The organism is Paraburkholderia sp. MM5477-R1, from assembly GCF_050436385.1.
Lineage (GTDB): Bacteria > Pseudomonadota > Gammaproteobacteria > Burkholderiales > Burkholderiaceae > Paraburkholderia > Paraburkholderia tuberum.
This window is the reverse complement of record NZ_JBNDMC010000003.1, coordinates 446,124-469,714: the sequence shown is the minus strand read 5'-3', so window position 1 is coordinate 469,714 and position 23,591 is coordinate 446,124. Positions and strand designations below refer to the sequence as shown.

Sequence of the window (23,591 nt, the reverse complement as noted above, 5' to 3'; positions counted from 1 at the left end):
CGCGGTGCAGGGACAGCGGTGGCCGCTGCGTCTTCGCAGTCGTCGGGCGGCTGTCGACCGAGGCCATGTGAAAACGCAAAAGTACTCGGTTTTCGGGTGTCGCTTTACCCTTCCCGAGTCGCCACCAGGCCGATACGCGGCGATCTGAAGGGTCGACTTTTGAGAAGGCTTCGTGCGGAGCGCGTTTTCACACTGCCTCGACCCACTTCGGACTCTAAACCAGACGCCACCTCATCGGCAGCTTTTTGGGGTGCAGCGGTCATTTATTCCTTCGAGTCGCACGGCACGTCAACGTGAGAACCGGCATTGCCGTTCAGGCCCGTTGCATACTGAATTCCGTTAGTGCGTTTGCCAGAATGTCCACGGCTTGCTCTGTAACGGCGTTGTATAGAGACGCACGCAACCCGCCAATTGAACGGTGCCCCTCTAGTCCAACGATACCCTGTTCACGAGCCGCCCCGATAAACGCATCGCCGAGCCGAGAATCACCGAATTTAAAAGCCACGTTCATTTGTGAGCGCCAGCGACGGTCCGCGTGGACGGTCACGACCCCCTCCAAAGCGTCCAGCGTGTCATACAGCCGCCGCGCCTTTCTCTCATTGATGCTTTGCATCGCGTGCAGACCGCCAACATCGAAGCGCAGCCAGCGCGTAATCAACGTCAGCACATAGATCGCGAATACCGGCGGCGTGTTGTAGTTGGAACCGTGCGAGACGTGGGTGCGAAAATCGAGGATCGCCGGCAAGCCGTCGGGGATCCGTTCAAGCAGCGAACGCTTGATTACCGCTACCGTTACCCCAGCCGGACCCAGGTTCTTCTGGGCGTGAGCATAAATCATCGAGTATGCGTCTGGCCGAATGGGCTTCGACAGAAAATCGGACGACATGTCCGCAATCAGCGGTACCTGCGTCGCCTCTTCCCAAACCGGAAATTGCAAACCTTCCACGGTCTCGTTCGACACGTAGTGCAGATAGGCGGCAGAGCCGGAGATGTCCAGTTTATCGAGGACGGGCAACTGCCGGTAGCCCGTCGCGTGGCCGTCCCACGCAACTTTCCTCTCAGTCACCTTGGCCGCCTCCGAGGTCGCCCGACCGCTCCAGTAGCCGGACGTCACATATTCGGGCGGGGCGAATCCTTTCGCGGCAAAATTCATCGGGATCATCGCGAACTGCAGACTACTGCCGCCCTGCTGAAAGGTAATGGCGTAGTCGTCGGATATACCGAGCAGAACGCGCAGATTCTGTTCCGCTTCGTCCAGTATGGAGCGAAACCAGTCCGAGCGATGGCTCATGCCGAGTACGGAGATGCCGGTTTCCGGTAACGCGGTAATCGCTATGCGCGTCTGTTCCAGCACCGTTTCAGGGAGCGCTCCGGGACCACCGGAAAAATTCAATGCATTGGACTTCACTATGCCTCCGAGGCCAGCCGTTGGATTTTGTATGCGTTCGCAGCCGCGCGGCGCAGCATTTCATGAAAGGCGTCAGCAACCCGGCGAATTTGCGGAACCTTATAAGGAAAGATGCTCTGGTCGTCCAGGTCATGCACAACCATGCCCGTCGCGATCTCGAATATGAGCAGCCGGCCATCGCTGGTTTCAGCGCAATCGAATCCTACGTAATCGAGACCGGTCAATTCCGCGACGTTGCGAAACGCCTCGCGGTGACGCACAGCAAAATCGGTGTCAAAGCTCGCCATCAGGTGCGATTCTTCCTCTCGCCGGTCGGGATGCGTCGACATTTCCGCGTAAGGGTAGTGAACCATCCATTCCTTCGAGATGCCCATATGGCACACGAATGGTGTTCCCTCGATCATCACGATCCGGTATTTGCGAAACAGACCGTCGGCGCTGCTGTAGTCGATAAAAGGCGCCATGTAATATTCGACGGCGTCAGACTCAGCCATGTAGCGCGCGAGTTCCTGAGCGTCAGACACTTTTGCCAGACCTTGTCCGGCGTGCGATCCTATCGGCCGTATGATGAGCGGATAGTTTGCGCCGAGTACCTCGGACAACTGCAACGCTCCCGAAGCCGCTTCGCTGACCCGCTCACGGGAAAGGCGCACCGTGTGGGCCATACAGATACCGGGGGCAGCGCCCAGCAGAGCATAGGCGGTGTCACGCATTGTCTTCGCAACGTGTTCGGACCGGTTTAGTACGCGGCAACCCGTCCCGCTCGTCAGCGACGCGATTTGGGCAAGAACGCCCACGGTTTCATCCGACGCGCATGCCGCAACGAAGATAACGTCGTGTTCGGGCAACTCGGCATCCCCCAGCGGCCGCGTGTCGACATACAGGACCTCTATCTGCAGGTCGGCGTTCTCAAGCAGGCACTCAAAAGGCGTGTTCGCCATCAGATCGCCGGGAGCCTTGAGCACCAGCACCTTCAAAGGAGACTTGATCGTCTGGGCGCTCTTTAACCGATAATGTCTGGTCATTTGAAGCGCTTGCTGCTGGACGGCGAGAGCGGCCGCCTTCTGGTATTTCAATTGCAACACTAGCGACAAATCAAGCAGAGCGTACGGGTCGTCATGGCGCTTTATGTGCTCGAGCAGGCTTTCCCCCAGCGGCGTCAGATCGCTCCCAGCCGTTGCCGCCCGGAGCAACGCAGCCAGTCCCAGTGGCTGATGCATCGATGGAAGGGCGGCATCACCCGTTAATTCAGTTCGAACAGTATTCATGAATGGCGCGTTTCAGTGGAGCGATACCCGGGGCGAAAGAATGCGCTCGCCGGCATTACTTTTACGTGAAGTTCACTCAGGTCATTGACGGTGGGTGTCAGTCGGGATGCGGGTACACGCCGGCATTTCGCCGATGTAGCCGACTTCTTCCTCGAACCATGCTTCTGGCATCGGCCCGGATGTCGTTGCTTTACAGTCCGCGGGAATCGCGACAGCACTCGATGTGTTGGCTACGAGGGACAATCTGGCCGAGCTCGCGCGTCGCTTTGCAATTGACATGTATCTTTTCCTTCGATAGAAACGTCAGGATTTTGTAACCCAAAACGTGTCCCACATACTGCATTAACTGCAATGTGCAGCCCATGATACGAGCTTGGGGCTGAACCAAACGAGGGAAAAGAGGGGCGATTGACCACCTATTCAGAGGACTTTGAGGCGACGACAGGTCAACGGTGACCGTTTTCCGTCCTTAAACTCAAGCATGGTTCACGACCCGGAGAGTGAATCTCACGGGGCTGACCGCTGTTAGCGGCAATCCTGAATAAGCGGGTGGATTTGCGGCTTCCCGGCGACTTCCCGTGCTGTCCAATCAATTGAGAAGGGCGACGGCACGTCTCTGGATGGCGTGCGCGAGCAAAGCTTTCCCGGCGGCCGCGTGACCCGCGAGTTTCCGCAAAGCCAGATCGATTTCGAATGTCATAGCGAAGACCACGATCCGGCGCATACCATTTTCGCGACCACAGGCATTCCCAAAACCACCCTCACACCTTCAACAATCCCTTCTTTTCAATAAACTTCACCACATCATCAAGGCCCTCGAGCGCCTTCAGATTACACATCACAAACGGCCGCTCGCCGCGCATCTTCTTCGCATCGGATGCCATCACATCGAGGTTCGCGCCCACCAGCGGCGCGAGATCCGTCTTGTTGATCACGAGCAGATCCGACTTCGTGATCCCAGGTCCGCCCTTGCGCGGAATCTTCTCGCCGCCCGCGACGTCGATCACGTAGATCGTCAGGTCCGACAGCTCCGGGCTGAAAGTCGCCGCGAGGTTGTCCCCGCCCGATTCGATGAACACGATGTCCGCATCCGGAAAACGCGTGAGCATGCGGTCGACCGCTTCGAGGTTGATCGATGCGTCCTCGCGGATCGCGGTGTGCGGGCAGCCGCCCGTCTCGACGCCCATGATGCGCTCGGCCGGCAGCGCGCCCGCGACGGTCAGCAGACGCTGATCCTCTTTCGTATAGATGTCGTTCGTGATCGCGACGAGGTCGTACTGGTCGCGCATCGCCTTGCACAGCATTTCGAGCAGCGTGGTCTTGCCCGAGCCGACCGGGCCGCCGACGCCCACGCGCAGCGGCGGCAGCTTCTTCGTGCGAATCTGGCTCGCGGTATGGAAAGCGGAATGATGAGATGCGTTCATGATGGATCGTGGGAATCGTGCTAGGAGCGGAAGAGCCGCGAATACTGCGACTCGTGGCGCGCCGACAGAATGCCGAGCTGCGGCGCGAACGTGTTGAGGTCGTCACGCGAGGTCGCCAGCGCGCGCGCGACGGCCGCCTCGATCGGCTCACGCAGCGCGACGATGATGCGTTGCCCCGCGAGCTGGCCGAGCGGCACCGCCTTCAACGCGGCGGCGGCCTGGTTCTCGACCCAGCTGAACGCATAGGCGGCGAGCGCGGCATCGACCGGAGCATTGTGCGCGTGAGCGGCGAATGCGAACGCGCTCGGCTGCGCGAGTGGCGTCAGCGACGCGAGCGTCGCGCGTCTTGCCACATCGCCCCATTCGAGCGACACGCACAGCTGTCGCAGCGACCAGCCCATCTGCTCCGTTTCGCGGCGCAGTTCGGCGGACTCGCGACTCGCGAGGAATTCGGCGTTGGCGTCGACGAGTTCCACGGCGTCGTGCGTGCGCCAGCGTTCGATCTGCTGCGCGAGGAACGGCAACTCGCCGCGCGCGAGCACGTCGGTCAGGCCGCGTTCAATCCACGTGCGCGCGGAGTCGGCATCGGTGATGAGCTGCACTTCAATCGCCGCTTCGAGACCCTGCGAATAGCTGAACGCGCCGATCGGCAGTGCTGGCGACGCGAGATGCAGCAGCGCGGTGAATTCAGCGATGCGCATGACGATGCGGGTGGTGTCCATGTCCGCACGATTCGTCGTGCACGTGGTCATGGTCGTGATCGTGCGAGTGCGAAGAGCCCTCATGGGCATGAGCATGCTCATGCCCATGATGCTCACCAAACACCTGCTGCGCGATCGCATAGTCCTCGGCGAACGTCTCGTCGTGCCCATGCTTATGTCCACCGCCATACGCCCCGGCCTCAGGCTGAAACGGCAGCGACACCTGCTCGACCGTCGCGCCGATGCGCTTGAGCATGTCGGCGAGCACCGGATCGTATTCGAGCTTCAGATAATCGGCGCCCACTTCGACCGGCGTATGACGATTGCCGAGGTGATAGGCGGCGCGCGTCAACGTCAACGCGTCCGATGCGCGTACGACAAGCACGGCTTCATCAGCCGCAACGACACGCACGAGCCCGCCATCATCGGCGACGAGCACGTCGCCATCGCGCAGCACGGTGCCGCGCGGCAACAGCAATGCGACTTCCTCGCCGTCATCGAGCGTCGCGGCGAGACGGCTCTTGCGACGTTCATCGAACGCGAGCGTCAAGGTCGGCGCGCGCTTGACGAGTACCGGCGCGATCTTCAGATGCGGCGCGAGAAGTTTGTTCAGTGTACGCATGATCAGAACAGGAAATAGCGTTGCGCCATCGGCAGCACGGAGGCCGGATCGCAGGTCAGCAACTGGCCGTCGGCGATCACCTGATAGGTTTCCGGATCGACGCTGATGTTCGGGCGCCACGCGTTGTGAATCATGTCGGCCTTCGTCACGTTGCGGCAGTTTTTCACCGCGACGATGCGCTTGTGCAAACCATAGCGTTCGGCCACATTCGCATCGGCGGCGAGTTGCGACACGAAGGTCAGCGACGTGCGGCCTAGCGCTCCCCCGCGCGTCGCGAACATCTCGCGATAGTGCACGGGCTGCGGCGTCGGAATCGATGCATTCGGATCGCCCATCTGCGCCATCGCGATCATGCCGCCCTTCAGGATCAGCGACGGCTTGACGCCAAAGAACGCCGGCTCCCAGAACACGAGGTCGGCCCACTTGCCCGGTTCGATCGAACCGACTTCATGCGCGATGCCGTGCGTAATCGCCGGATTGATCGTGTACTTCGCGACATAGCGTTTCGCGCGGAAATTGTCGTGGCGCGCGTTGTCCTCGGGCAGCGCGCCGCGTTGCACCTTCATCTTGTGCGCGGTCTGCCACGTGCGGATGATCACTTCGCCGACGCGGCCCATCGCCTGCGAGTCCGAAGAAAGCATCGACAGCGCGCCGAGATCGTGCAGGATGTCCTCGGCGGCGATCGTCTCGCGGCGAATCCGCGATTCGGCGAACGCGATGTCTTCGGCAATCGACGGATCGAGGTGATGGCACACCATCAGCATGTCGAGATGCTCGTCGAGCGTGTTGACCGTGTAGGGCCGCGTCGGATTCGTCGAGGACGGCAGCACGTTCGCTTCGCCGCACACCTTGATGATGTCCGGGGCGTGGCCGCCGCCCGCGCCTTCGGTGTGATACGTGTGGATCGTGCGGCCCTTGAACGCGGCGACGGTCGCTTCGACGAAGCCCGCTTCGTTTAGCGTATCCGTGTGGATCGCGACCTGCGTGTCGGTATCGTCGGCGACGCCAAGGCAGTTGTCGATCGCCGCGGGCGTCGTGCCCCAGTCTTCGTGCAGCTTCAAACCGATCGCGCCCGCGGCGATCTGTTCGGTCAGCGGGGCCGGCTGGCTCACGTTGCCCTTGCCCAGAAAGCCGAGGTTCATCGGATAGCCGTCGGCCGCTTGCAGCATGCGTTCGAGATGCCATGGCCCCGGTGTGCAGGTGGTCGCATTCGTGCCGGTCGCGGGGCCGGTGCCGCCGCCGAGCATCGTCGTCACGCCGCTCGCGAGCGCTTCCTCGATCTGCTGCGGGCTGATGAAGTGGATATGCGTATCGATGCCGCCCGCGGTCACGATCAGCCCTTCGCCCGCGATCACTTCGGTGGAGGCTCCAATCGCGATCGTCACATTCGGCTGGATGTCGGGGTTGCCGGCCTTGCCGATCGCCGCGATGCGGCCGTCCTTGATGCCGATGTCGGCCTTCACGACGCCCCAGTGATCGAGGATCACCGCGTTCGTCACGACGGTATCGACGACCTCGGCATGCACGCGCTGCGACTGGCCCATGCCGTCGCGAATCACCTTGCCGCCGCCGAACTTGACCTCTTCGCCGTAGGTCGTGAAGTCGCGCTCGATCTCGATCAGCAGTTCGGTGTCGGCGAGGCGCACGCGGTCGCCGGTGGTAGGGCCGAACATCTCCGCGTATGCGCGGCGGCCAATGCGTAGTGTCATGGTGTGGGTCCGGAATGAGCTACAAGCGAGCGACAGGCAAGGCAAGGCGGAGCAGGGCGGTCGAAACGCCAGGGCGCGGGCAGCGCATCACAGCTTGCCCATCACCTTGCCGTTGAAGCCGTAGACGATGCGCTCGCCGGCCAGCGCGACGAGTTCGACCGTGCGCTCCTGACCGGGCTCGAAGCGCACCGCGGTGCCCGCCGCGATATTCAGGCGAAAGCCGCGCGCCGCTTCGCGATCGAACGACAGCGCGTCGTTCACCTCGTAGAAATGATAATGCGAGCCGATCTGCACGGGACGGTCGCCGGTATTCGACACGACCACCGTGACCGTCGCGCGGCCCGCGTTCAGTTCGTGCTCGCCGTCGTCGATGAGGAGTTCGCCGGGAATCATGGGGCCTGCCTTGACGAAGAGGAGTTCAGGGAATCGGGTGATGGACGGTGACGAGCTTGGTGCCGTCGGGAAACGTCGCTTCGACCTGGATGTCGGGGATCATCTCGGGCACGCCCTCCATTACGTCGGCGCGCGTGAGCAGCGTGGTGCCATAGTGCATCACCTCGGCGACGCTCTTGCCGTCGCGCGCGGCTTCCATCAGCGCGGCGGTGATGAAGGCGACCGCCTCCGGATAGTTCAGCTTGAGGCCGCGCGCGCGGCGCCGTTCGGCGAGCAGCGCGGCGGTGAAGATCAGCAGCTTGTCCTTCTCGCGAGGTGTCAGCTTCATCGGGTGTGGGTCTCGGCGTTTGATGTGTCGTGGCGGCGTCGTGGTCGCGTCGCGATGACGGGGGCCTGGCGTCGCGCGATCATCCGGTCACGGTATCAAGTCCGGCTAACGGCGCGCTTACAACTACGTTTGCGACCGCGCATGCCACCGCGTCTGCAAAATTACAGATCGGCGGGCAGCGGTGCGCCGAACCACTTTTTCGACATCGCACCGAGCGTGCCGTCGTGTTTGGCCTGGGCGATCGCGGCATCGACCTTCTGTTGCAGGCGCGGCTCGTTCTTGTTCATGCCGACGAAGCACGGCGAGTTCTTGATCACGAACTTCGGCTCCGGACGGCGCGGCGGATTCTTCGCGAGGATCGCGGCCGCGACGATGTTGCCGGCCGCGATCAACTGCACCTGGCCGGACAGGAACGCGGCGATCGTCGCGTTGTTGTCCTCGAAGCGCTTGATCGTCGCGTTCGGCGCCATCTGCGTGAGACCGATTTCCTCGAGCGCGCCGCGCGTCGCGCCGACGGTCTTGCCGGTGAGATCGGCGGGACCGCTCACCTTGATGTCGGCGGGACCGAACACGCCCTGGTAGTACGGCGCGTACGCGCTCGAAAAGTCGATCACCTTTTCGCGCTCGGGCGTTTTGCCGAGCGACGAGATCACGAGGTCGACCTTGCCCGTTTGCAGATACGGAATGCGGTTCGCGCTGTTGACCGGCACGAGTTCGAGCTTCACGTTCATCGCTTTGGCGAGCAGCGCGGCCGTGTCGATGTCATAGCCCTGCGGCTTCATGTCGGGGCCGACCGAGCCGAACGGCGGATAGTCCTCGGGCACGGCGACCTTCAGCACGCCGGCCTTGGCGATGTTGTCGAGCGTGTCGGCGTGCGCGGGGCCCGCATGAAACGCGAGATCGGCGACGATGGGCAAGGCGAGCAATGCGGCTAGCAAGGCGCGGCGCGCGGAGCGGGAGAGAGTGCGGGTCATGGGCGTGAGCAGTGGTGGTGTCGTGGGTGTCGGGTCGTCGCTGGCTTCATCGTGGCCGGCCGCGAAGTGGCGAGTGCATGCAAGCTGTGTGCCATCCCTATGCGGCGTGGCGGGGCGGCGTGCTACGCCGGTTCGCGCACATGGTTGGGGCGTGCGCGTGCGCCGCCTTGGTGCGCAAAGAGCGTGATGAAGACGAAAGCGGGAAGCCGCGCTGTCAGGTCGACCAGATCCGCAACGGCACCGCCGCGACACCATGCACGACCGGCCGCAATTGCAGCCAACAGCGCGTGAGCGCGTGCTGCAGCGTTTCCATCGAGCGCGACACCGCGCGCACGAGCAGCACGCCGTTCGTCACGCACGAGGCGGCTGCTCGCAACGTGTCGTCGAACGGCAGTTGCGCGCTCAGCGATTCGGCGAGCGCGTCGTCGCAAGCGGCGCCTACGGCCCACAGCGTGCCGTAGGCCGGAAAGCCGGCGAGCCCCTGCGGCGCGTCGCGCAGCGGATCGTCGGCGGTGAGGCTCGCGCGTTCGAACCACAGCAGCTCGCCATTCGCGCCGACGATGCGCGACACCGCGCGCAAGCTACCCGCCGACCAGCGTTCGCCGGCCGCCTGGCGTCCGAGCTGGGTCGCGTCCCAGCCGATTGCGCTCGCGCCGGCGCCGAGCGTCAGCGAAAAATCGAGGTGCGCGTTCGCGTGATCGAACACGATGTTGTTCTGCGGCAGCCAGTCGAGCTTCGCGTGCTCACCGACACGCAGCGCGATGCGCTGCCGCGCCGCGCGGCCGTTCGACTTGTACCACTTGGTTGCGCCCGGCGTCGTCAGCACCGCATGCGTTTGCGCGGCGAGCGTGATGTCGATGTCGAGCTGATCGCCACCCGCGACGCCGCCGGGCGGATGCACGATCACCGCGTGACAGATCGACGGGCCTTCCGGATAGAGCGGCCGTTGCACGCGCAGCGGTCCGTCGTGCAGCCGGTGCGCGAGCGTCGTGCGAGCGTCGCCGCCGACGAAGCCGAGTTCGAGTCGCGCGCGCCACGGCGGGTGCGCGGCGGCGAGCGTGGCGTGGTTTTCGTGAAGCGACATGCGGATGGATGGGGGAATCGGCGTGCGACGAGGATAGCACGCGTGTCGAAGCGCGCAAGCCGCGGCAGCGGCTACGACGCGGTACTCTCGGGCGAGGCTTCGGTCACCGACAGCACCTTGATGCCCTCCCACTGCGGATGCAACAGTCGCAGCAACGCAAGGATCGCGCGGGGGGTGTTTTCCTGGACGGTCAACGAGTCGCTGCCTGTCTGGATTGCTTTCTTGCCATGTTGGCAATACTGATATTCGACGTGAACCGTCACGGACATGCTTTTCTCCCTCTATATCGATATTGTGTCTCCGACCCAGGCCGTATCGCGGCGGCGTCTAGCGTACGAGTGTCGGCTCGGCGTGATCGTCTACGCCCCGTTCCGCGCGATTGATGAATCCGCAGTCGAGCAATAGCTGACAGAAAGCTTCCGGCGAACACGACGGCCCGGTCGTCCCGGCCATTCTCGCGAGAACGTCGGGGAACGACGCGAGCACGTGCCAGCTGTCGTAATACGCGTGCAGCTGCGGCGCGAGTTCGTTGCCGAGCTTCTCCCAGCGCACCGACAGCATGCCGACCGTACCGCCGCTGTCTACTTCGAATAGACCAAAAGTGACCGCCGACACGACGTTCATCACCCTGCAATAGGAGGCTGGGTTTCTGTAAAACTCGCGTCTGGCCTGCTTGTTGTCGTCCATGGTGTCCACCTCGTCGAACCGTTGCGGTTGCCTAGCCTGTGTAACGGTTGCGCGGCGGATAACTTGAGCTCGCTTACACGGCAATCAATCCCCTTACCCCATCCGCATCCATGTTCGCCCCCTCGCCGCCCGCGACGATCTCGCCGCGACTCATCACCCAGTAACGATCGGCGATCGCTTTGGCGAAGTCGTAGTACTGCTCGACCAGCAGCACCGTCGTGCCCATGTCCTCGACGAGCTGCCGCAGCGTGCGGCCGATGTCCTGAATGATCGACGGCTGGATGCCCTCGGTCGGCTCATCGAGGATCAGCAGTTGCGGCGCGCTCATCAGCGCGCGGCCGATCGCGAGCTGTTGCTGCTGACCGCCGGAGAGATCGCCGCCGCGCCGGTTGCGCATGTCCTTCAGTACCGGGAAAAGCTCGTAGATGCGCTCGGGGATTTTCTTCGGCGCCTTTCTGCTCGCGGCGCCCACCAGCAGATTTTCTTCGACGGTGAGGCGCGGAAAGATATCGCGGCCCTGCGGCACGTAGGCGAGCCCCTGAGCGACGCGGGCATGGGTCGGCAGTTTCATCAACTGTTCGCCGCGCCATGCGATCGCGCCGCTTTTCGCGGGCACGACGCCCATCAGGCAGCGCAGCAGCGTGGTCTTGCCGACGCCGTTGCGCCCGAGCAGCACCGTCAGCTTGCCGTCGGGCACCGTGAGCTTCACGTCGCGCAGAATATGGCTGCCGCCGTAGTATTGGTTCAGTCGGTCTACTTCGAGCATTGTTCAGTCGTCCTGTCGGGTTGACGATGCGGTGCCGCTTCCAGCAGCAATCAGCGGCCTAGATAAGACTCGATCACAGTCTCGTCGCGCTTGACTTCGTCGAGCGTGCCGTGCGCGAGCACGCGGCCTTCGGCCATCACCGTCACCTTGCCTGTGTCGCCCGCGAGCGCCGCGACGAACTCCATGTCGTGCTCGACGACCATCATCGAGCAGGTGCCACGCAGGTGGTTGAGCAATTCGGCGAGTTGCATCGTTTCGTCGTCGGTCATGCCGGCCGCGGGTTCGTCGAGCAGCAGCAGCGCCGGTTGCTGCATCAGCAGCATGCCGATTTCGAGGCGCTGCTTCTGGCCGTGCGATAGCTCGCCGGCGAGCCTTCGCGCTTCGCTTTCCAGCCCGATCAGCGCGAGCGTTTCCTCGATGCGGGCCTGCGCGTCGCCATCGAGCCGCGCGCGCAGCGACGCCCACCAGCCCTTGTCGGTCTTCATCGCGAGTTCGAGGTTTTCCCACACCGGATGCTGCTCGAACACGGTCGGCTTCTGGAACTTGCGGCCGATGCCGGCGCGCGCGATCGCCGGTTCGTTCATGCGCGTGAGATCGATCGACTGGCCGAGAAACACCTTGCCGTGATCGGGCGCGGTCTTGCCCGTGATCACGTCCATCATCGTCGTCTTGCCCGCGCCGTTCGGGCCGATGATGCAGCGCAGTTCGCTCGCGTCGATCGCGAGCGACAGCGCGTTCAGCGCGCGAAAGCCGTCGAAGCTGACCGTCACGTCTTCGAGGTAGAGGATCGTGCCGTGCGATACGTCGATCTCGCCGGGCACGACCGCGTGTCCCATGCTCGCGACGCCGCTCAGCGAGCGTTCCGGTGGTGCTTCGGGTAAATCCAGATCGGGAACCATCGGGTTTTCGTTCATCAGCGGTCCCTTTTACGCGTCAGCAGATCGGCGAGCCCCATGATGCCGTTCGGCAGCAGCAGCGGCACCAGCACGAAGATCAGGCCGAGAAAGAACAGCCAGTATTCGGGGAAGTTCGCCGTGAAGAAACTCTTCGCACCGTTCACGGCGAACGCGCCGATGATGGGGCCGATCAGCGTGCCGCGTCCGCCGACCGCCACCCAGATCGCCATTTCGATCGAGTTGCCCGGCGACATCTCGCCCGGATTGATGATGCCGACCTGCGGCACGTACAACGCGCCCGCGATGCCGCACAGCACCGCCGACACAGTCCACACGAACAGCTTGTACGCGAGCGGGCTGTAGCCGAGGAACATCAGCCGCGTTTCGCCGTCGCGCACCGCGCTCACCACGCGGCCGAGCTTCGACGTGACGATCGCGCGCGCGCCGATGAACGCGGCGATCAGCACCGCGAACGTAATGAGCAGCAAGGCGGCGCGCGTGCCCTGATGCGTGATCGGAAATCCGCCGATGCGCTTGAAGTCGGTAAAGCCGTTATTGCCGCCGAAGCCCGTCTCGTTGCGAAAGAACAGCAGCATCGCGGCGAAGGTCATGGCCTGCGTGATGATCGACAGATAGACACCCTTCACGCGCGAGCGGAACGTGAAGAAGCCGAACACCCACGCGAGCACGGCGGGTACCAGCACGACGAGCAAGAGCGCGTAGCCGAGATGTTGCGTGCCCTGCCAGTACCACGGCAACTGGTGCCAGTCGAGAAACACCATGAAGTCGGGCAGATCGCTGCCGTACTTGCCATCGTGGCCGATCGCGCGCATCAGGTACATGCCGATCGCGTAGCCGCCGAGCGCGAAGAACAAAGCGTGACCCAAACTCAGGATGCCGCAGTAGCCCCACACCAGATCGAGTGCGAGCGCGGCGATCGCATAGCACATGAACTTGCCGGTCAGCGTCATCGCATACGCGGACAGATGCAAGGCGCTCGTCTCCGGAATCACCAGCGCGGCGAGCGGCACGCCGAGGCCGAACACGATGATCAGCGCGATCAGCGCGAGCCACGCGCGACGCGACAACAGCGCGGGCCGCGGTGGCAGGCCGAGCGCGAAGCCGGTGTTGGACTCGCGCGCGCCGCCAGCGCCGGCGGCGCCGGCGCGCGACGACGAAGCGGAAGCGGGGTCTGCCGATGAAGTAGCCGATGTCATCTCATGCCTCCGCGCTACGGCCCTTCAAGGCGAACATGCCCTGCGGACGCTTCTGGATGAACAGCACGATCAGCACGAGCACCGCGATCTTCGCGAGCACCGCGCCCCAGAACGGTTCGATCGCCTTGCTGACGAGTCCCAGCCCGAAGCCGCCGAGCACGGTGCCCGCGAGCTGGCCGACGCCCCCGAGCACGACCGCCATGAACGAATCGATGATGTAGCTCTGGCCGAGGTCCGGCCCGACATTGCCGATCTGCGACAGCGCGCAGCCGCCGAGCCCCGCGATGCCCGCGCCGAACGCGAACGCATACGAATCGACGCGCGCGGTCTTCACGCCGACGCACGCGGCCATGCGACGGTTCTGCGTGACCGCGCGCACGAACAGACCCAGCCGCGTGCGCGTGAGCACGGCCCACGCGATCGCGACGACGATCATCGAGAACGCGAGAATCGCGAGCCGGTTGTACGGCAGGATCAGATTCGGCAGCACGGTGACGCCGCCGCTCATCCACGACGGATTGACGACCTGGACGTTCTGCGCGCCGAACAGCATGCGGGTCGCCTGAATCAGGATCAGGCTCACGCCGAAGGTGGTCAGCAGCGTTTCGAGCGGGCGGCCGTACAGGTGCTTCAGCACGAGCCGTTCGAGCACGATGCCGATTAGCGCCGCCGCGACGAACGCGGCCGGTATCGCGAGTAGCGGATACCAGTCGAACGCGTTAGGCGCGAAACGCTGAACGAGGTTCTGCACGACATAGGTCGCGTACGCGCCGATCATCAGGAATTCGCCGTGCGCCATGTTGATCACGCCGATCAGGCCATATGTGATGGCGAGGCCGAGCGCGGCGAGCAGCAGCACGCTGCCGAGCGACAGCCCCGCGAACAGCGTGCCCGCGATCTGGCTGCGGCGCTGGATCGCATCGAGCTCATCGATGCCGCTTTGCGCTGCCGCGCGCACGCGTTCGTCGGCTTCGGCAAACGTGCCGTCGGCTTTCTTCGCGACCAACGGGCGCAGCAGTTCGTTCATGTCGAGGTCGTGGCGCGCGGCGACCAGTTGCACCGCATCGAGGCGCTTGGCCGGATCCGGGTCGTGCAATGCGCTCATCGCCCACAGCGTGTCGAGACGTTTCTTCAGAGCGGGATCGGTTTCTTTTGCGCGCGCCGCGTCGACGAGTGGCTTGATCGACGGATCGGGGTTTTGCAGCAGCGCATCGACGGCGGCTGCGCGTGTCGCCTGGTCGGGCGAGGCGAGTTGCAGACCCGACAGCGCGCCCGCCACTTTCGAGCGCAGCAGGTTGTTGAGCGTGACCGGTTGCGCGTCGCTCGTGGCGACGGGCTGGCCGGTGACGGCATCGCGGGTGGCGTCGCCGTCCTGCAGCAGTACCGCGCCTGCGTCGGTGGCGAGCGCGTTGTCGTCGGCGAGCGCCTTGAGCACCGCGAGCGACGCGGCATCGTGCGTCGAGATCAGCTTGTCGATCGCGGCGGACTTCGCCTCGAAGTCGTCGCCCGCGAGCGGCGCGACGTCGGCCTGGGTCAGCGCGAATGCGGCGCCCGGCGCGGCGGCGAGAAGGACCGCGAGCGGCAGCAGGAGCGTCGCGCCGCGTCGTCGTACGGAAGTCGGAAATGAAAACGCCATGATGGCCTTTTGCACTGGGTTGAATCGATGAGCCGCTCGAGAGCGCGAGGGCGTCGCGTCAGACGTCGCCGCCGCTTCAGCGGGACGTTGCCGCGCATTGGCGTGCGCGGTCACGCCGCGCGACACAGCGAACGCGCGGCGGCGGCGCGAAGCGCAGCGCGTCCGAGTCACGCGCGAGCCGCGCGCGCGTCGGCACGCAGGTCGCGCGTCGCGACCGGAGCGGCGATACCCGCGCGCCCCACCGCCGCCGCGAGCCGCAACGAGGCTCACGCCGACACGTCATGCGACGCGCGAGCGCCGCAGGAACGCCGGAATCGAGCTGACCACATCCGGCTTGCCAGCATTGCCGGCGATGAACGGGCTCCACGGTTGCGCGCGAATCGGTCCCTTGGTGTGCCAAACGACGTTGAACTGGCCATCCGCGCGTACCTCGCCGATCATCACCGGCTTGTGCAGATGGTGGTTGCCGTCCATCTCGAGCGTGAAGCCCGACGGTGCGGCGAAAGTCTGGCCGACCATCGCGACGCGCACCTTGTCGACCTCGGTGCTCTTTGCTTTCTCGACCGCCTGCTTCCACATATGCATGCCGACGAAGGTCGCTTCCATCGGATCGTTGGTCACGCGCTTCGTGCCGCCCGGCAGGTTGTTGTCCTTGACCCACGTGGCCCATTGCTTCTTGAACTTCTCGTTGGTCGGGTTGCGCAACGACATGAAGTAGTTCCAGGCCGCGAGATTGCCGACGAGTGGCTTCGTATCGATGCCGCGCAGCTCCTCTTCGCCGACCGAGAACGCGACGACCGGCACATCCGACGCCTTCAGCCCCTGGTTGCCGAGCTCCTTGTAGAACGGCACGTTCGAATCGCCGTTCACGGTCGAAATCACCGCGGTCTTGCCGCCTTGCGAGAAGGTCTTGATGTTCGCGACGATGGTCTGATAGTCGCTGTGACCGAACGGTGTATAGACCTCCTGAATGTCGGCTTCCTGCACGCCCTTCGATTTGAGGAACGCGCGCAGGATCTTGTTGGTCGTGCGCGGATACACGTAGTCGGTGCCGAGCAGGAAGAAGCGCTTCGCGCCGCCGCCTTCGGCGCTCATCAGGTATTCGGTCGCGGGAATCGCCTGCTGGTTCGGCGCGGCGCCCGTATAGAACACGTTGCGCGACATTTCCTCGCCTTCGTACTGCACCGGATAGAACAGCAGGCCGTTCAGCTCCTCGAACACCGGCAGCACCGACTTGCGCGACACCGAGGTCCAGCAGCCAAACACGACCGCGCACTTGTCCTGCGTCAGAAGCTGGCGCGCTTTCTCGGCGAACAGCGGCCAGTTCGACGCGGGGTCGACGACCACCGGCTGGATCTGACGGCCCATCACACCGCCGTTCTTGTTGATGTCGGCGATCGTCATCAACGCGGTGTCTTTCAGCGACGTTTCGGAGATCGCCATCGTGCCGGACAGCGAATGCAGGATGCCCACCTTGATCGGGCCGCTATCGGACTGCGCGTGCGCGAACGGCACGCGGCCCGCGAGCGCGAGCGCGCCGGACATGGAGCCGAACTTCAACAGACTGCGACGTTTCATGTGCTTTCCCCTTGTCATTGATGGTCACTGTTTTATGAGCGTCGATTTCAGCCAGCCTGGCTGAGCTCCCACGACTAGCCGATCGTCTACTGCAAGGCACATGCCATGTGACATATTCGGTGCGATGCGCGTGCGATGCCCGTTGCGGCGCGGCTATCGGCGCGAGGGCGGCGCGTCGAGCCATCGATGCCGCGGCGCGAAAGTGGTGCAGTCGCGCGCGCCGCGCCTCGTTCGGGTGCGTGTCGCGCCGCGACGAAGCGCACTTTGCCGCCAGCGAAGCGCCGCTGGCGCGCGTGGGGCATCGGCGGTGCATGGGCGGTGCATCGGCGGCATCGGGGCGCCGCGTCTTTGTGCATGACGACAGAACGCGCCCCCGACAGCCCATCCGATATGTCAGCCTTCAGGGGGACTTGCTAGTCGCAGCTAATCTGCTTGACGATTCCACCGGGGCCATAGACAAGCCGGCATTCTTTTAGGAAGCGGATAGTTGCCTTGTAAGCACGATGCCAGTGCCTGCTATCGTGCCAGTGTCCTAAACCGATGATTCGGGTTCTACTTCAAGGGAATCAAACTCTATAAGTAATTCAGCGCCTAGTGTGGCCTCAAGAACCGCAATGTTTTTCAACGGCTTCCCTGTCCCCCACGAGTAAGCTTTGTCCAGCGAGGCTAGTGCCTTCCGGTACTCATCCGAATTGAAATCGGTTAGCAACTTGATTGAGTAGACGATGTTCTGTATCAGAAAGTCGTTGGCCCAACATCGGGTGGCCCCGCCGAACAACAGCCGTACTCGGTCTTTCTTGTTATCGAACATCAGACGAAGTTCGACAACCTCCTTGTCCATGTCCGCTGCTATACCGAGCAGGTACCAGTCGTGAAATGATACGTACTGTTCAATGATTTTCATCTTGGGTCATCCATCCATCAGGGGTTCCAAGGACTGAAGGGTACAACCAAGCCCCCACCGTCTCGCGCGCTGCCATTCCAGTTATGTGCGTGCGGTTTCATGCCATTGTGAAAATGGTCGAAATCCAGGTCTACAACAGGTTTCCCATCATCTCCGAATAGCCGCATCTGCCCACTGCCCGGATTCGTGTACCACGTTCCCGGCTCGCCCTCGTTTGGAGTTTTGGCAATGTCGAATGAGTCAACATCAGCGATACCCGACTGGTATTCGAACGGCTGCGCGTCACCAAGCAGCGTCGATGCGTCTCCATCGCCGGCTCGCGCACCGATCACGGCGACAGCGACATCGAGCAGACTGCCGTCGCTACTGCGACCAGACGCGGCGGCAGGTGCGGCAAACAACCGGACTTGCCGCGTGACCTGCTCGTACGGGCCGGACCGTATGAGTCTGTCGTTCGGGAGATCGGCTGCCCTCACCGCAAAATTCGTCAGCGGCGTGCTATGGGTTTGCGGAAACAGGTCAGCACGACGGCCTTTGACGGCAAGCAGGCCTCCCCGCCGCACCTCTGCGAGAAGCGCATTGATGACCCACCAGCCATCGGTGTCAGGGTCACGGTCTCGGAAAGCTTGAAACGGTAGGGACAGACGCCGCCCAATGCTTTTGATCAGATCCTGGTCCCGTTCCCACTCGCTATGGTTCAGTCCGGCGATACCGAGAAATTCCCTGGTATCTGCTTTGGCCCTCTCGAGGTCGGCGGCCTTCCTCAGGCACGCCTTGAAATGCCACTCATCACAGATTACATAACAAGCACCCAAGGGCCTCTGACAGCGCAGCTCCACGGAGTGCATCTCAAACACGGACAAGGACATAGGTATGTCGACGATCGATACGAAGTCGCTGCCCGGATCGGCAGCGATCAGATAATCACCGTGCGACAGGTTGTCCGTACATGGGCGACGGCCCAAAATTTTGGCTGCTCTAGCGACCGTGCGCAGCACCAAAGACAAACGGCGCAAGGACCGTCAGCCCTTGCGCCGCTTCAACGCGCTACCTTCGCGCCGAATCTCAGTAAGTCGGAACCGACGGATCGACCTGACGCGACCACGCGTCGATCCCGCCTTGCAGATTGAACACGTTGGTGTGTCCGCGCGATTCGAGGAACATCGCGACCTGCGCGCTGCGCGCACCGTGATGGCAGATGCAGACGATCTGCGCGTCGTCATCGAGTTCTTCGCTGCGCGCGGGAATCTCGCGCATCGGAATCGACACGATGCCGGCGATCGACGCCGTTTGCAGTTCCCACGGCTCGCGTACGTCGAGCAGCACGGGTGCGGGGCGCGAGGTATCGGCGAGCCATTCGGCGAGTGCGGGAGCGGTCAGGTTTTGCATCAGCGAGACATCCAGTTCGTGGGACGGCAGCTTACTCGCCGCCCGTCCAGATCAATAATACAGCGCGAAGCGCAGCGAAAAAGTGCCGCTTAGAACCTGAACCGCGCCGGCTGCACCGCGTTGGCGAGCGGCTCGACATAGGTTTCGAACACGTCGGAGATGCGGTATTGCTTCTCGTCGATGCGCGTGATGATTTGCGCCTTCATCACCGGCGCGCTGCCGACGAACGCCGCGAGACGGCCGCCGACCTTCAGCTGTTCGAGGATTTCCTGTGGCAGCACCGGCAGACCGCCCGACACGCAGATCACGTCGTACGGTGCCGCGCCGGGGCAGCCGCGCGCGGCGTCGCCGGTCGCGACTTCGACGTTCAGCACGCCGTTGGCGATCAGGTTGCTCTTCGCGAACTCGGCCAGTTCCGGTTCGATGTCGACGCTCAACACGTGTTGCGCGCGATGCGCGAGCAGCGCCGCCATGTAACCCGAGCCCGCGCCGATTTCCAGCACGCTTTCGTGCTTCTTCACCGCGAGCTCCTGCAGCACGCGCGCCTCGACGCGCGGCGCCAGCATGTGCTGGCCGGCCGGCAGCGGCACTTCGAAGTCCGCAAAAGCCAGGTCGCGGTAAGCGGCGGGCACGAAATTCTCACGTTTGACGATCGACAGCAGATTCAGCACGTCCTGGTCGAGCACTTCCCAGGGGCGGATCTGCTGTTCGATCATGTTGAAACGCGCTTGCTCGATGTTCATGGTGGATTCGGCGGTTTTGGTTTGGCGAGCGGGCGGCGGCTGCCGCAGACTTTTGTCCTGACCCGGCCCCGGCGGATTGCCGGCGGCCGCGGCTTCGGAGCAAGGCATTCGCATCGCAAGCCGCGTCAGGGGAACGGCGGGATTGTATCAAATGGCGGACTCGCGCCGGCCGCTCGCGGGCAAGCGACAGGCCGGGCGGCCCCCGTGTTAATCCCTAGCGATCCGTCCTTGCGATTCGCATCGCCATCGCCACAAAATGTAATCGATTACATTTTTGCTGCGAGGTCGTGTGTCCCGAACGCCGTCCCGATCGTCGCCGGCCGTGGTGTCCGGCGCGAGCAGTCAATCGCAACCTCAGCCGCAGAGGCGCTCGCCGCGCGCGGCCGACGGGCCGTCGATCGCCGGCGTGGCCGAGCAGGCGGGCGTGTCGGTCGCGACGGTGTCGCGTGTGCTGAACGGCCACGAGAACGTGCGGACCGCTACCCGCGACAGGGTGCTCGCCGCGATCGACGCGAGCGGCTATCGCGTCAACGAACTCGCGCGCAATCTGCGCACCGCCGAAAGCCGCCTGCTGCTGACGATGGTGCCGGACTTCGGCAATCCGTTTTACGCGGAGATCGTGCGCGGTATCGACAGCGTCGCGCGTCGGCACGGCTATTTCATGCTGCTATGCGACACCGGCGCGGACCCGGGGCGTGAGCGCAGCTACTTCGACATGCTGCGGCGGCGCCGCGCGGACGGCGCGATCTGCCTCGATCCGGCGACCATCCAGCAGGCGCTCGGCGAGGCGTCGCAGGCGCTGCCGTGGGTCGCGTGCTGCGAGTTCGATCCGCAGATGGGCGTGCCCTACGTCGGCATCGACAACTACCGCGCGGCCGGCGACGCGGTGCGCCACCTGCTCACGCGCGGCCACCGGCGCATCGGCTTGATCAATTCCGACGTCGACTATCTGTATGCGCGCCAGCGTCAGCAGGGCTACCTCGACGCATTGAGCGACGCGGGTATCGCGCCCGACCCGCGCTGGCGCATGAATCTGAACAGCCTCGATTACGAGGCGGGTGCCTCGGCCGCGGCTGGCTTGATGCGGCAGCCCGACGCGCCGAGCGCGATTTTCGCGGTGTCGGACACGCTCGCGATCGGCGTGATCCACGGCTTGCGCAGCGTCGGCAAGCGCGTGCCCGACGACGTCGCCGTGGCCGGCTTCGACGACATCTCGCTCGCCGCGCAGATCGATCCGCCGCTCACGACGATCGCGCAGCCGATGCGCGAGCTCGGCGAGACCGCCGCGCGTCTGCTGCTGCAGCGCCTCGCGAATCCGCAGGCCAACGTGCCGGGCGTGCTGCTGCCGCATCGCCTCGTGATCCGCGGGAGTGCGTGAGCCATGAGCCTCGCGATCCGTTTCGACGACATCCGCAAGGACTTCGGGCCCGTGCGCGTGCTGCACGGCGTGAGCTTCGAACTCGCACCCGGCCGCATCTACGGTCTGCTCGGCGAGAACGGCGCGGGCAAGTCGACGCTGATGAAAATCCTCGCCGGCTATGAAACGGCAACGTCAGGCAGCGTGCTGGTCGATGGCCACGCGCAGCGCTTCGCCGGCTCACGCGACGCCGAGGCGCAGGGCATCGTGCTGATCCACCAGGAGTTCAACCTCGCCGAGCATCTGACGATCGCGCAGAACATGTACCTCGGTCACGAGAAGCGCCGCGGCTGGTTAGTCGACGATGCCGCGATGCGCAGCGACGCCGCGCGCTATCTTGCGCAGGTCGGGCTCGAGCGCGCGCCGGACACGAAGGTGCGCGAGCTGATCGTCGCGGAAAAGCAGATGGTCGAGATCGCGAAGGCGCTGTCGCGCCGTGCGCGTCTCCTGATCATGGACGAGCCGACTGCGACCCTGACACCCGCCGAGACCGAACGGCTCTTCGCGCTGATGCTGAAGCTCAAGGCCGATGGCGTGACGATCGTCTACATCTCGCACAAGCTCGATGAAGTGGAGCGCATCACCGACGAAGTGATCGTGATGCGCGATGGCCGCTTCGTCGCGCGCGGTGAAACCGCGGGGCTCGCGCGTCAGCAGATGGCGAACCTGATGGTCGGGCGCGACGTGTCCGACATGTTCCCCGACAAGCAGACGGTGCCCGCCGACACGCCGATCGCGTTGCGTGTGAACGGCCTGACGGTGCCCGACTGGGTCGAGGATCTGAGCTTCGAGGTGCGCGCGGGCGAAGTGCTCGGCTTCGCGGGCCTCGTCGGCGCGGGCCGCACCGAGGCGTTCGAGGCGATCATCGGCTTGCGCAAACGCACGGGCGGCACGATTGAAATCGCCGGCCGGGCAGTCGATCTGAAGAACCCGCGCGACGCGATGCGCCACGGTCTCACGTATCTGAGCGAGGACCGTAAGGGCAAGGGTCTGCACGTCGACCTGAGCCTGCAGGACAACGTCACGCTGATGACGCTAGAACGCTACGCGCATCCGCTGCTCGACATGAAAGCGGGGCGCGCGGCCTTGCAGAAGGCCGTCGGCGAATTCGGCATTCGTACCGGCGACCTGTCGAGCCGCGCGCGCATGCTGTCGGGCGGCAACCAGCAGAAGCTCGCGCTTGCGAAGTTCCTGCAGCCCGACCCGAACGTGATCGTGCTCGACGAGCCGACGCGCGGCGTCGACGTCGGCGCGAAACGCGACATCTACTTCCTGATTCATCGTCTCGCCGCGCAGGGCCGCGCGGTGATCGTCATTTCATCCGAACTGGTCGAGCTGATCGGCTTGTGTCATCGCGTCGCCGTCATGCGCGCGGGACATCTGCAAGCGACGCTGACGCTCGAGCATCTGACTGAACAGGAGTTGATCGCTCATGCGACCGGCACCCACTGAAGCCGTGCAATCACGGCGCGCGCTGCGCGTCGCGCAGCGGCTCTACACGCTCGGGCCGCTCGCCGGGCTGATCGTGCTGTGCATCGTCGGCACGCTGCTCAATCGCGACTTCGCGACGCTCGACAACCTGATGAACGTGCTGACGCGCACGTCGTTCATCGGCATCATCGCGGTCGGCATGACCTTCGTGATCATCTCGGGCGGCATCGATCTGTCGGTCGGCTCGATGGCCGCGCTGATCGCGGGCATCATGATCTGGCTGATGAATGGGCTCGCGGCGGGCGCTGCCGGCCATGCGTTGCCGCCGCTCGTGATCGTGACGATCGGCATCGTCGCGGCGTTCGTGCTCGGCGCGCTGTTCGGCTGCGCGCATGGGCTGCTGATCACCAAAGGGCGCATCGAGCCATTCATCGTCACCCTGGGCACGCTCGGGATTTTTCGCGCGGTGCTGACATGGCTGGCCGATGGCGGCGCGCTGACGCTCAATGATTCGCTATCGGACCTCTACGGTCCCGTCTATTACGCGAGCCTGTTCGGCGTGCCGGTGCCGATCTGGGTGTTTCTCGTGGTCGCGGCCGGCGGCGCGCTGATCCTCAATCGCACCGCGTTCGGCCGGCACGTGCAGGCGATCGGCTCGAACGAACAGGTCGCGCGTTATGCGGCGATTCGCGTCGATACGGTGAAGATCGTCACTTATGTGCTGCTGGGGATTTGCGTGGGCGTGGCCACCGTGCTCTACGTGCCGCGCCTCGGCTCCGCCACGCCGACCACGGGCCTGTTGTGGGAGCTCGAAGCGATTGCGTCGGTGGTGGTCGGCGGCACCGCGCTCAAGGGCGGCGAGGGACGCGTGATCGGCACCGTGATCGGCGCGATCCTGCTGTCGGTGATCGCGAACATCCTGAACCTGACCAGCATCATCAGCGTGTATCTGAACGCGGCGGTGCAGGGCGTCGTGATTATTTTCGTCGCGTTCGTGCAGCGTGGGCGGCGCTAGC

Annotated in this window: 24 protein-coding genes; 3 read left to right on the top strand and 21 right to left on the bottom strand. The window is 64.0% G+C overall.

Annotated elements, in window-relative coordinates; translation table 11 throughout:
* Positions 1 to 313: 313 nt before the first annotated feature.
* From OKW35_RS05415 to OKW35_RS05315, 21 genes are all read right to left on the bottom strand, one after another.
* Positions 314 to 1,408 carry a phosphoserine transaminase gene (locus OKW35_RS05415; protein ID WP_429551414.1) on the bottom strand — a complete coding sequence of 365 codons (1,095 nt, stop codon included), beginning with the start codon at positions 1,406 to 1,408 and terminating at the stop codon, positions 314 to 316.
* On the bottom strand, positions 1,408 to 2,676 hold the full coding sequence (locus OKW35_RS05410; protein WP_429551413.1) for an ATP-grasp domain-containing protein: 1,269 nt from the start codon (positions 2,674 to 2,676) through the stop codon (positions 1,408 to 1,410). The genes OKW35_RS05415 and OKW35_RS05410 overlap by 1 nt, the downstream gene beginning before the upstream one ends.
* 761 nt (positions 2,677 to 3,437) lie before the next feature.
* Positions 3,438 to 4,100: an urease accessory protein UreG gene (gene ureG / locus OKW35_RS05405; protein WP_429356728.1), complete on the bottom strand. Its 663-nt coding sequence runs from the start codon at positions 4,098 to 4,100 to the stop codon at positions 3,438 to 3,440.
* 20 nt (positions 4,101 to 4,120) lie between these two features.
* Complete coding sequence (locus tag OKW35_RS05400; protein WP_429551832.1) at positions 4,121 to 4,801, bottom strand: urease accessory protein UreF; 681 nt, start codon at positions 4,799 to 4,801, stop codon at positions 4,121 to 4,123.
* Complete coding sequence (gene ureE / locus OKW35_RS05395) at positions 4,788 to 5,423, bottom strand: urease accessory protein UreE (protein ID WP_429407189.1); 636 nt, start codon at positions 5,421 to 5,423, stop codon at positions 4,788 to 4,790. Before ureE ends, OKW35_RS05400 begins: the two co-directional genes overlap by 14 nt.
* Before the next feature lie 2 nt (positions 5,424 to 5,425).
* On the bottom strand, positions 5,426 to 7,132 hold the full coding sequence (gene ureC, locus OKW35_RS05390; protein ID WP_429551412.1) for an urease subunit alpha: 1,707 nt from the start codon (positions 7,130 to 7,132) through the stop codon (positions 5,426 to 5,428).
* An 87-nt stretch (positions 7,133 to 7,219) separates the two neighbouring features.
* Complete coding sequence (locus tag OKW35_RS05385; protein WP_018419648.1) at positions 7,220 to 7,525, bottom strand: urease subunit beta; 306 nt, start codon at positions 7,523 to 7,525, stop codon at positions 7,220 to 7,222.
* Positions 7,526 to 7,550: 25 nt separating this feature from the next.
* Positions 7,551 to 7,853, bottom strand: coding sequence for an urease subunit gamma (gene ureA / locus OKW35_RS05380; protein ID WP_008923043.1), 303 nt, complete (start codon positions 7,851 to 7,853; stop codon positions 7,551 to 7,553).
* A 161-nt stretch (positions 7,854 to 8,014) separates the two neighbouring features.
* The gene (locus OKW35_RS05375; protein ID WP_090803364.1) at positions 8,015 to 8,827 is read right to left on the bottom strand and encodes a transporter substrate-binding domain-containing protein; all 813 of its coding nucleotides are present in this window, start codon (positions 8,825 to 8,827) and stop codon (positions 8,015 to 8,017) included.
* A 214-nt stretch (positions 8,828 to 9,041) separates the two neighbouring features.
* Positions 9,042 to 9,911, bottom strand: coding sequence for an urease accessory protein UreD (locus OKW35_RS05370; RefSeq protein WP_429407183.1), 870 nt, complete (start codon positions 9,909 to 9,911; stop codon positions 9,042 to 9,044).
* A gap of 71 nt (positions 9,912 to 9,982) precedes the next feature.
* Positions 9,983 to 10,180: a hypothetical protein gene (locus OKW35_RS05365; protein WP_184059700.1), complete on the bottom strand. Its 198-nt coding sequence runs from the start codon at positions 10,178 to 10,180 to the stop codon at positions 9,983 to 9,985.
* 58 nt (positions 10,181 to 10,238) lie between these two features.
* Positions 10,239 to 10,598 carry a hypothetical protein gene (locus tag OKW35_RS05360; RefSeq protein WP_429407181.1) on the bottom strand — a complete coding sequence of 120 codons (360 nt, stop codon included), beginning with the start codon at positions 10,596 to 10,598 and terminating at the stop codon, positions 10,239 to 10,241.
* 73 nt (positions 10,599 to 10,671) lie between these two features.
* The gene (gene urtE, locus OKW35_RS05355) at positions 10,672 to 11,364 is read right to left on the bottom strand and encodes an urea ABC transporter ATP-binding subunit UrtE (RefSeq protein WP_429551411.1); all 693 of its coding nucleotides are present in this window, start codon (positions 11,362 to 11,364) and stop codon (positions 10,672 to 10,674) included.
* 50 nt (positions 11,365 to 11,414) lie between these two features.
* Complete coding sequence (urtD, locus tag OKW35_RS05350; RefSeq protein ID WP_184059696.1) at positions 11,415 to 12,278, bottom strand: urea ABC transporter ATP-binding protein UrtD; 864 nt, start codon at positions 12,276 to 12,278, stop codon at positions 11,415 to 11,417.
* Positions 12,278 to 13,477, bottom strand: a complete 1,200-nt coding sequence (urtC, locus tag OKW35_RS05345) for an urea ABC transporter permease subunit UrtC (protein WP_429551410.1) — start codon at positions 13,475 to 13,477, stop codon at positions 12,278 to 12,280. The genes urtD and urtC overlap by 1 nt, the downstream gene beginning before the upstream one ends.
* A 1-nt stretch (position 13,478) precedes the next feature.
* Positions 13,479 to 15,113 carry an urea ABC transporter permease subunit UrtB gene (urtB, locus tag OKW35_RS05340; RefSeq protein ID WP_429551409.1) on the bottom strand — a complete coding sequence of 545 codons (1,635 nt, stop codon included), beginning with the start codon at positions 15,111 to 15,113 and terminating at the stop codon, positions 13,479 to 13,481.
* Positions 15,114 to 15,392: 279 nt separating this feature from the next.
* Positions 15,393 to 16,691, bottom strand: coding sequence for an urea ABC transporter substrate-binding protein (gene urtA, locus OKW35_RS05335; RefSeq protein ID WP_184020929.1), 1,299 nt, complete (start codon positions 16,689 to 16,691; stop codon positions 15,393 to 15,395).
* Between the two features lie 532 nt (positions 16,692 to 17,223).
* Entirely contained in the window at positions 17,224 to 17,595 is a 372-nt protein-coding gene (locus OKW35_RS05330) for a hypothetical protein (RefSeq protein ID WP_429551408.1), read from the bottom strand.
* 17 nt (positions 17,596 to 17,612) lie between these two features.
* Complete coding sequence (locus tag OKW35_RS05325; RefSeq protein WP_429551407.1) at positions 17,613 to 18,611, bottom strand: hypothetical protein; 999 nt, start codon at positions 18,609 to 18,611, stop codon at positions 17,613 to 17,615.
* Between the two features lie 49 nt (positions 18,612 to 18,660).
* Positions 18,661 to 18,984: a rhodanese-like domain-containing protein gene (locus tag OKW35_RS05320; protein WP_018419659.1), complete on the bottom strand. Its 324-nt coding sequence runs from the start codon at positions 18,982 to 18,984 to the stop codon at positions 18,661 to 18,663.
* Positions 18,985 to 19,073: 89 nt separating this feature from the next.
* Positions 19,074 to 19,727, bottom strand: coding sequence for a protein-L-isoaspartate O-methyltransferase family protein (locus OKW35_RS05315; RefSeq protein ID WP_429551406.1), 654 nt, complete (start codon positions 19,725 to 19,727; stop codon positions 19,074 to 19,076).
* 289 nt (positions 19,728 to 20,016) lie between these two features.
* Between OKW35_RS05315 and OKW35_RS05310 the strand changes: the two genes are divergently transcribed.
* Genes OKW35_RS05310 through OKW35_RS05300 form a run of 3 tightly spaced genes read left to right on the top strand, consistent with a single transcriptional unit; the run spans position 20,017 to position 23,590 of the window.
* Positions 20,017 to 21,105 (top strand): LacI family DNA-binding transcriptional regulator, encoded by a 1,089-nt coding sequence (locus OKW35_RS05310; RefSeq protein ID WP_429551405.1) that lies wholly within the window; start codon positions 20,017 to 20,019, stop codon positions 21,103 to 21,105.
* A gap of 3 nt (positions 21,106 to 21,108) precedes the next feature.
* Positions 21,109 to 22,596 carry a sugar ABC transporter ATP-binding protein gene (locus OKW35_RS05305; RefSeq protein ID WP_090803381.1) on the top strand — a complete coding sequence of 496 codons (1,488 nt, stop codon included), beginning with the start codon at positions 21,109 to 21,111 and terminating at the stop codon, positions 22,594 to 22,596.
* Positions 22,577 to 23,590 (top strand): ABC transporter permease, encoded by a 1,014-nt coding sequence (locus OKW35_RS05300; protein WP_184045512.1) that lies wholly within the window; start codon positions 22,577 to 22,579, stop codon positions 23,588 to 23,590. The genes OKW35_RS05305 and OKW35_RS05300 overlap by 20 nt, the downstream gene beginning before the upstream one ends.
* Position 23,591: the final 1 nt, after the last annotated feature.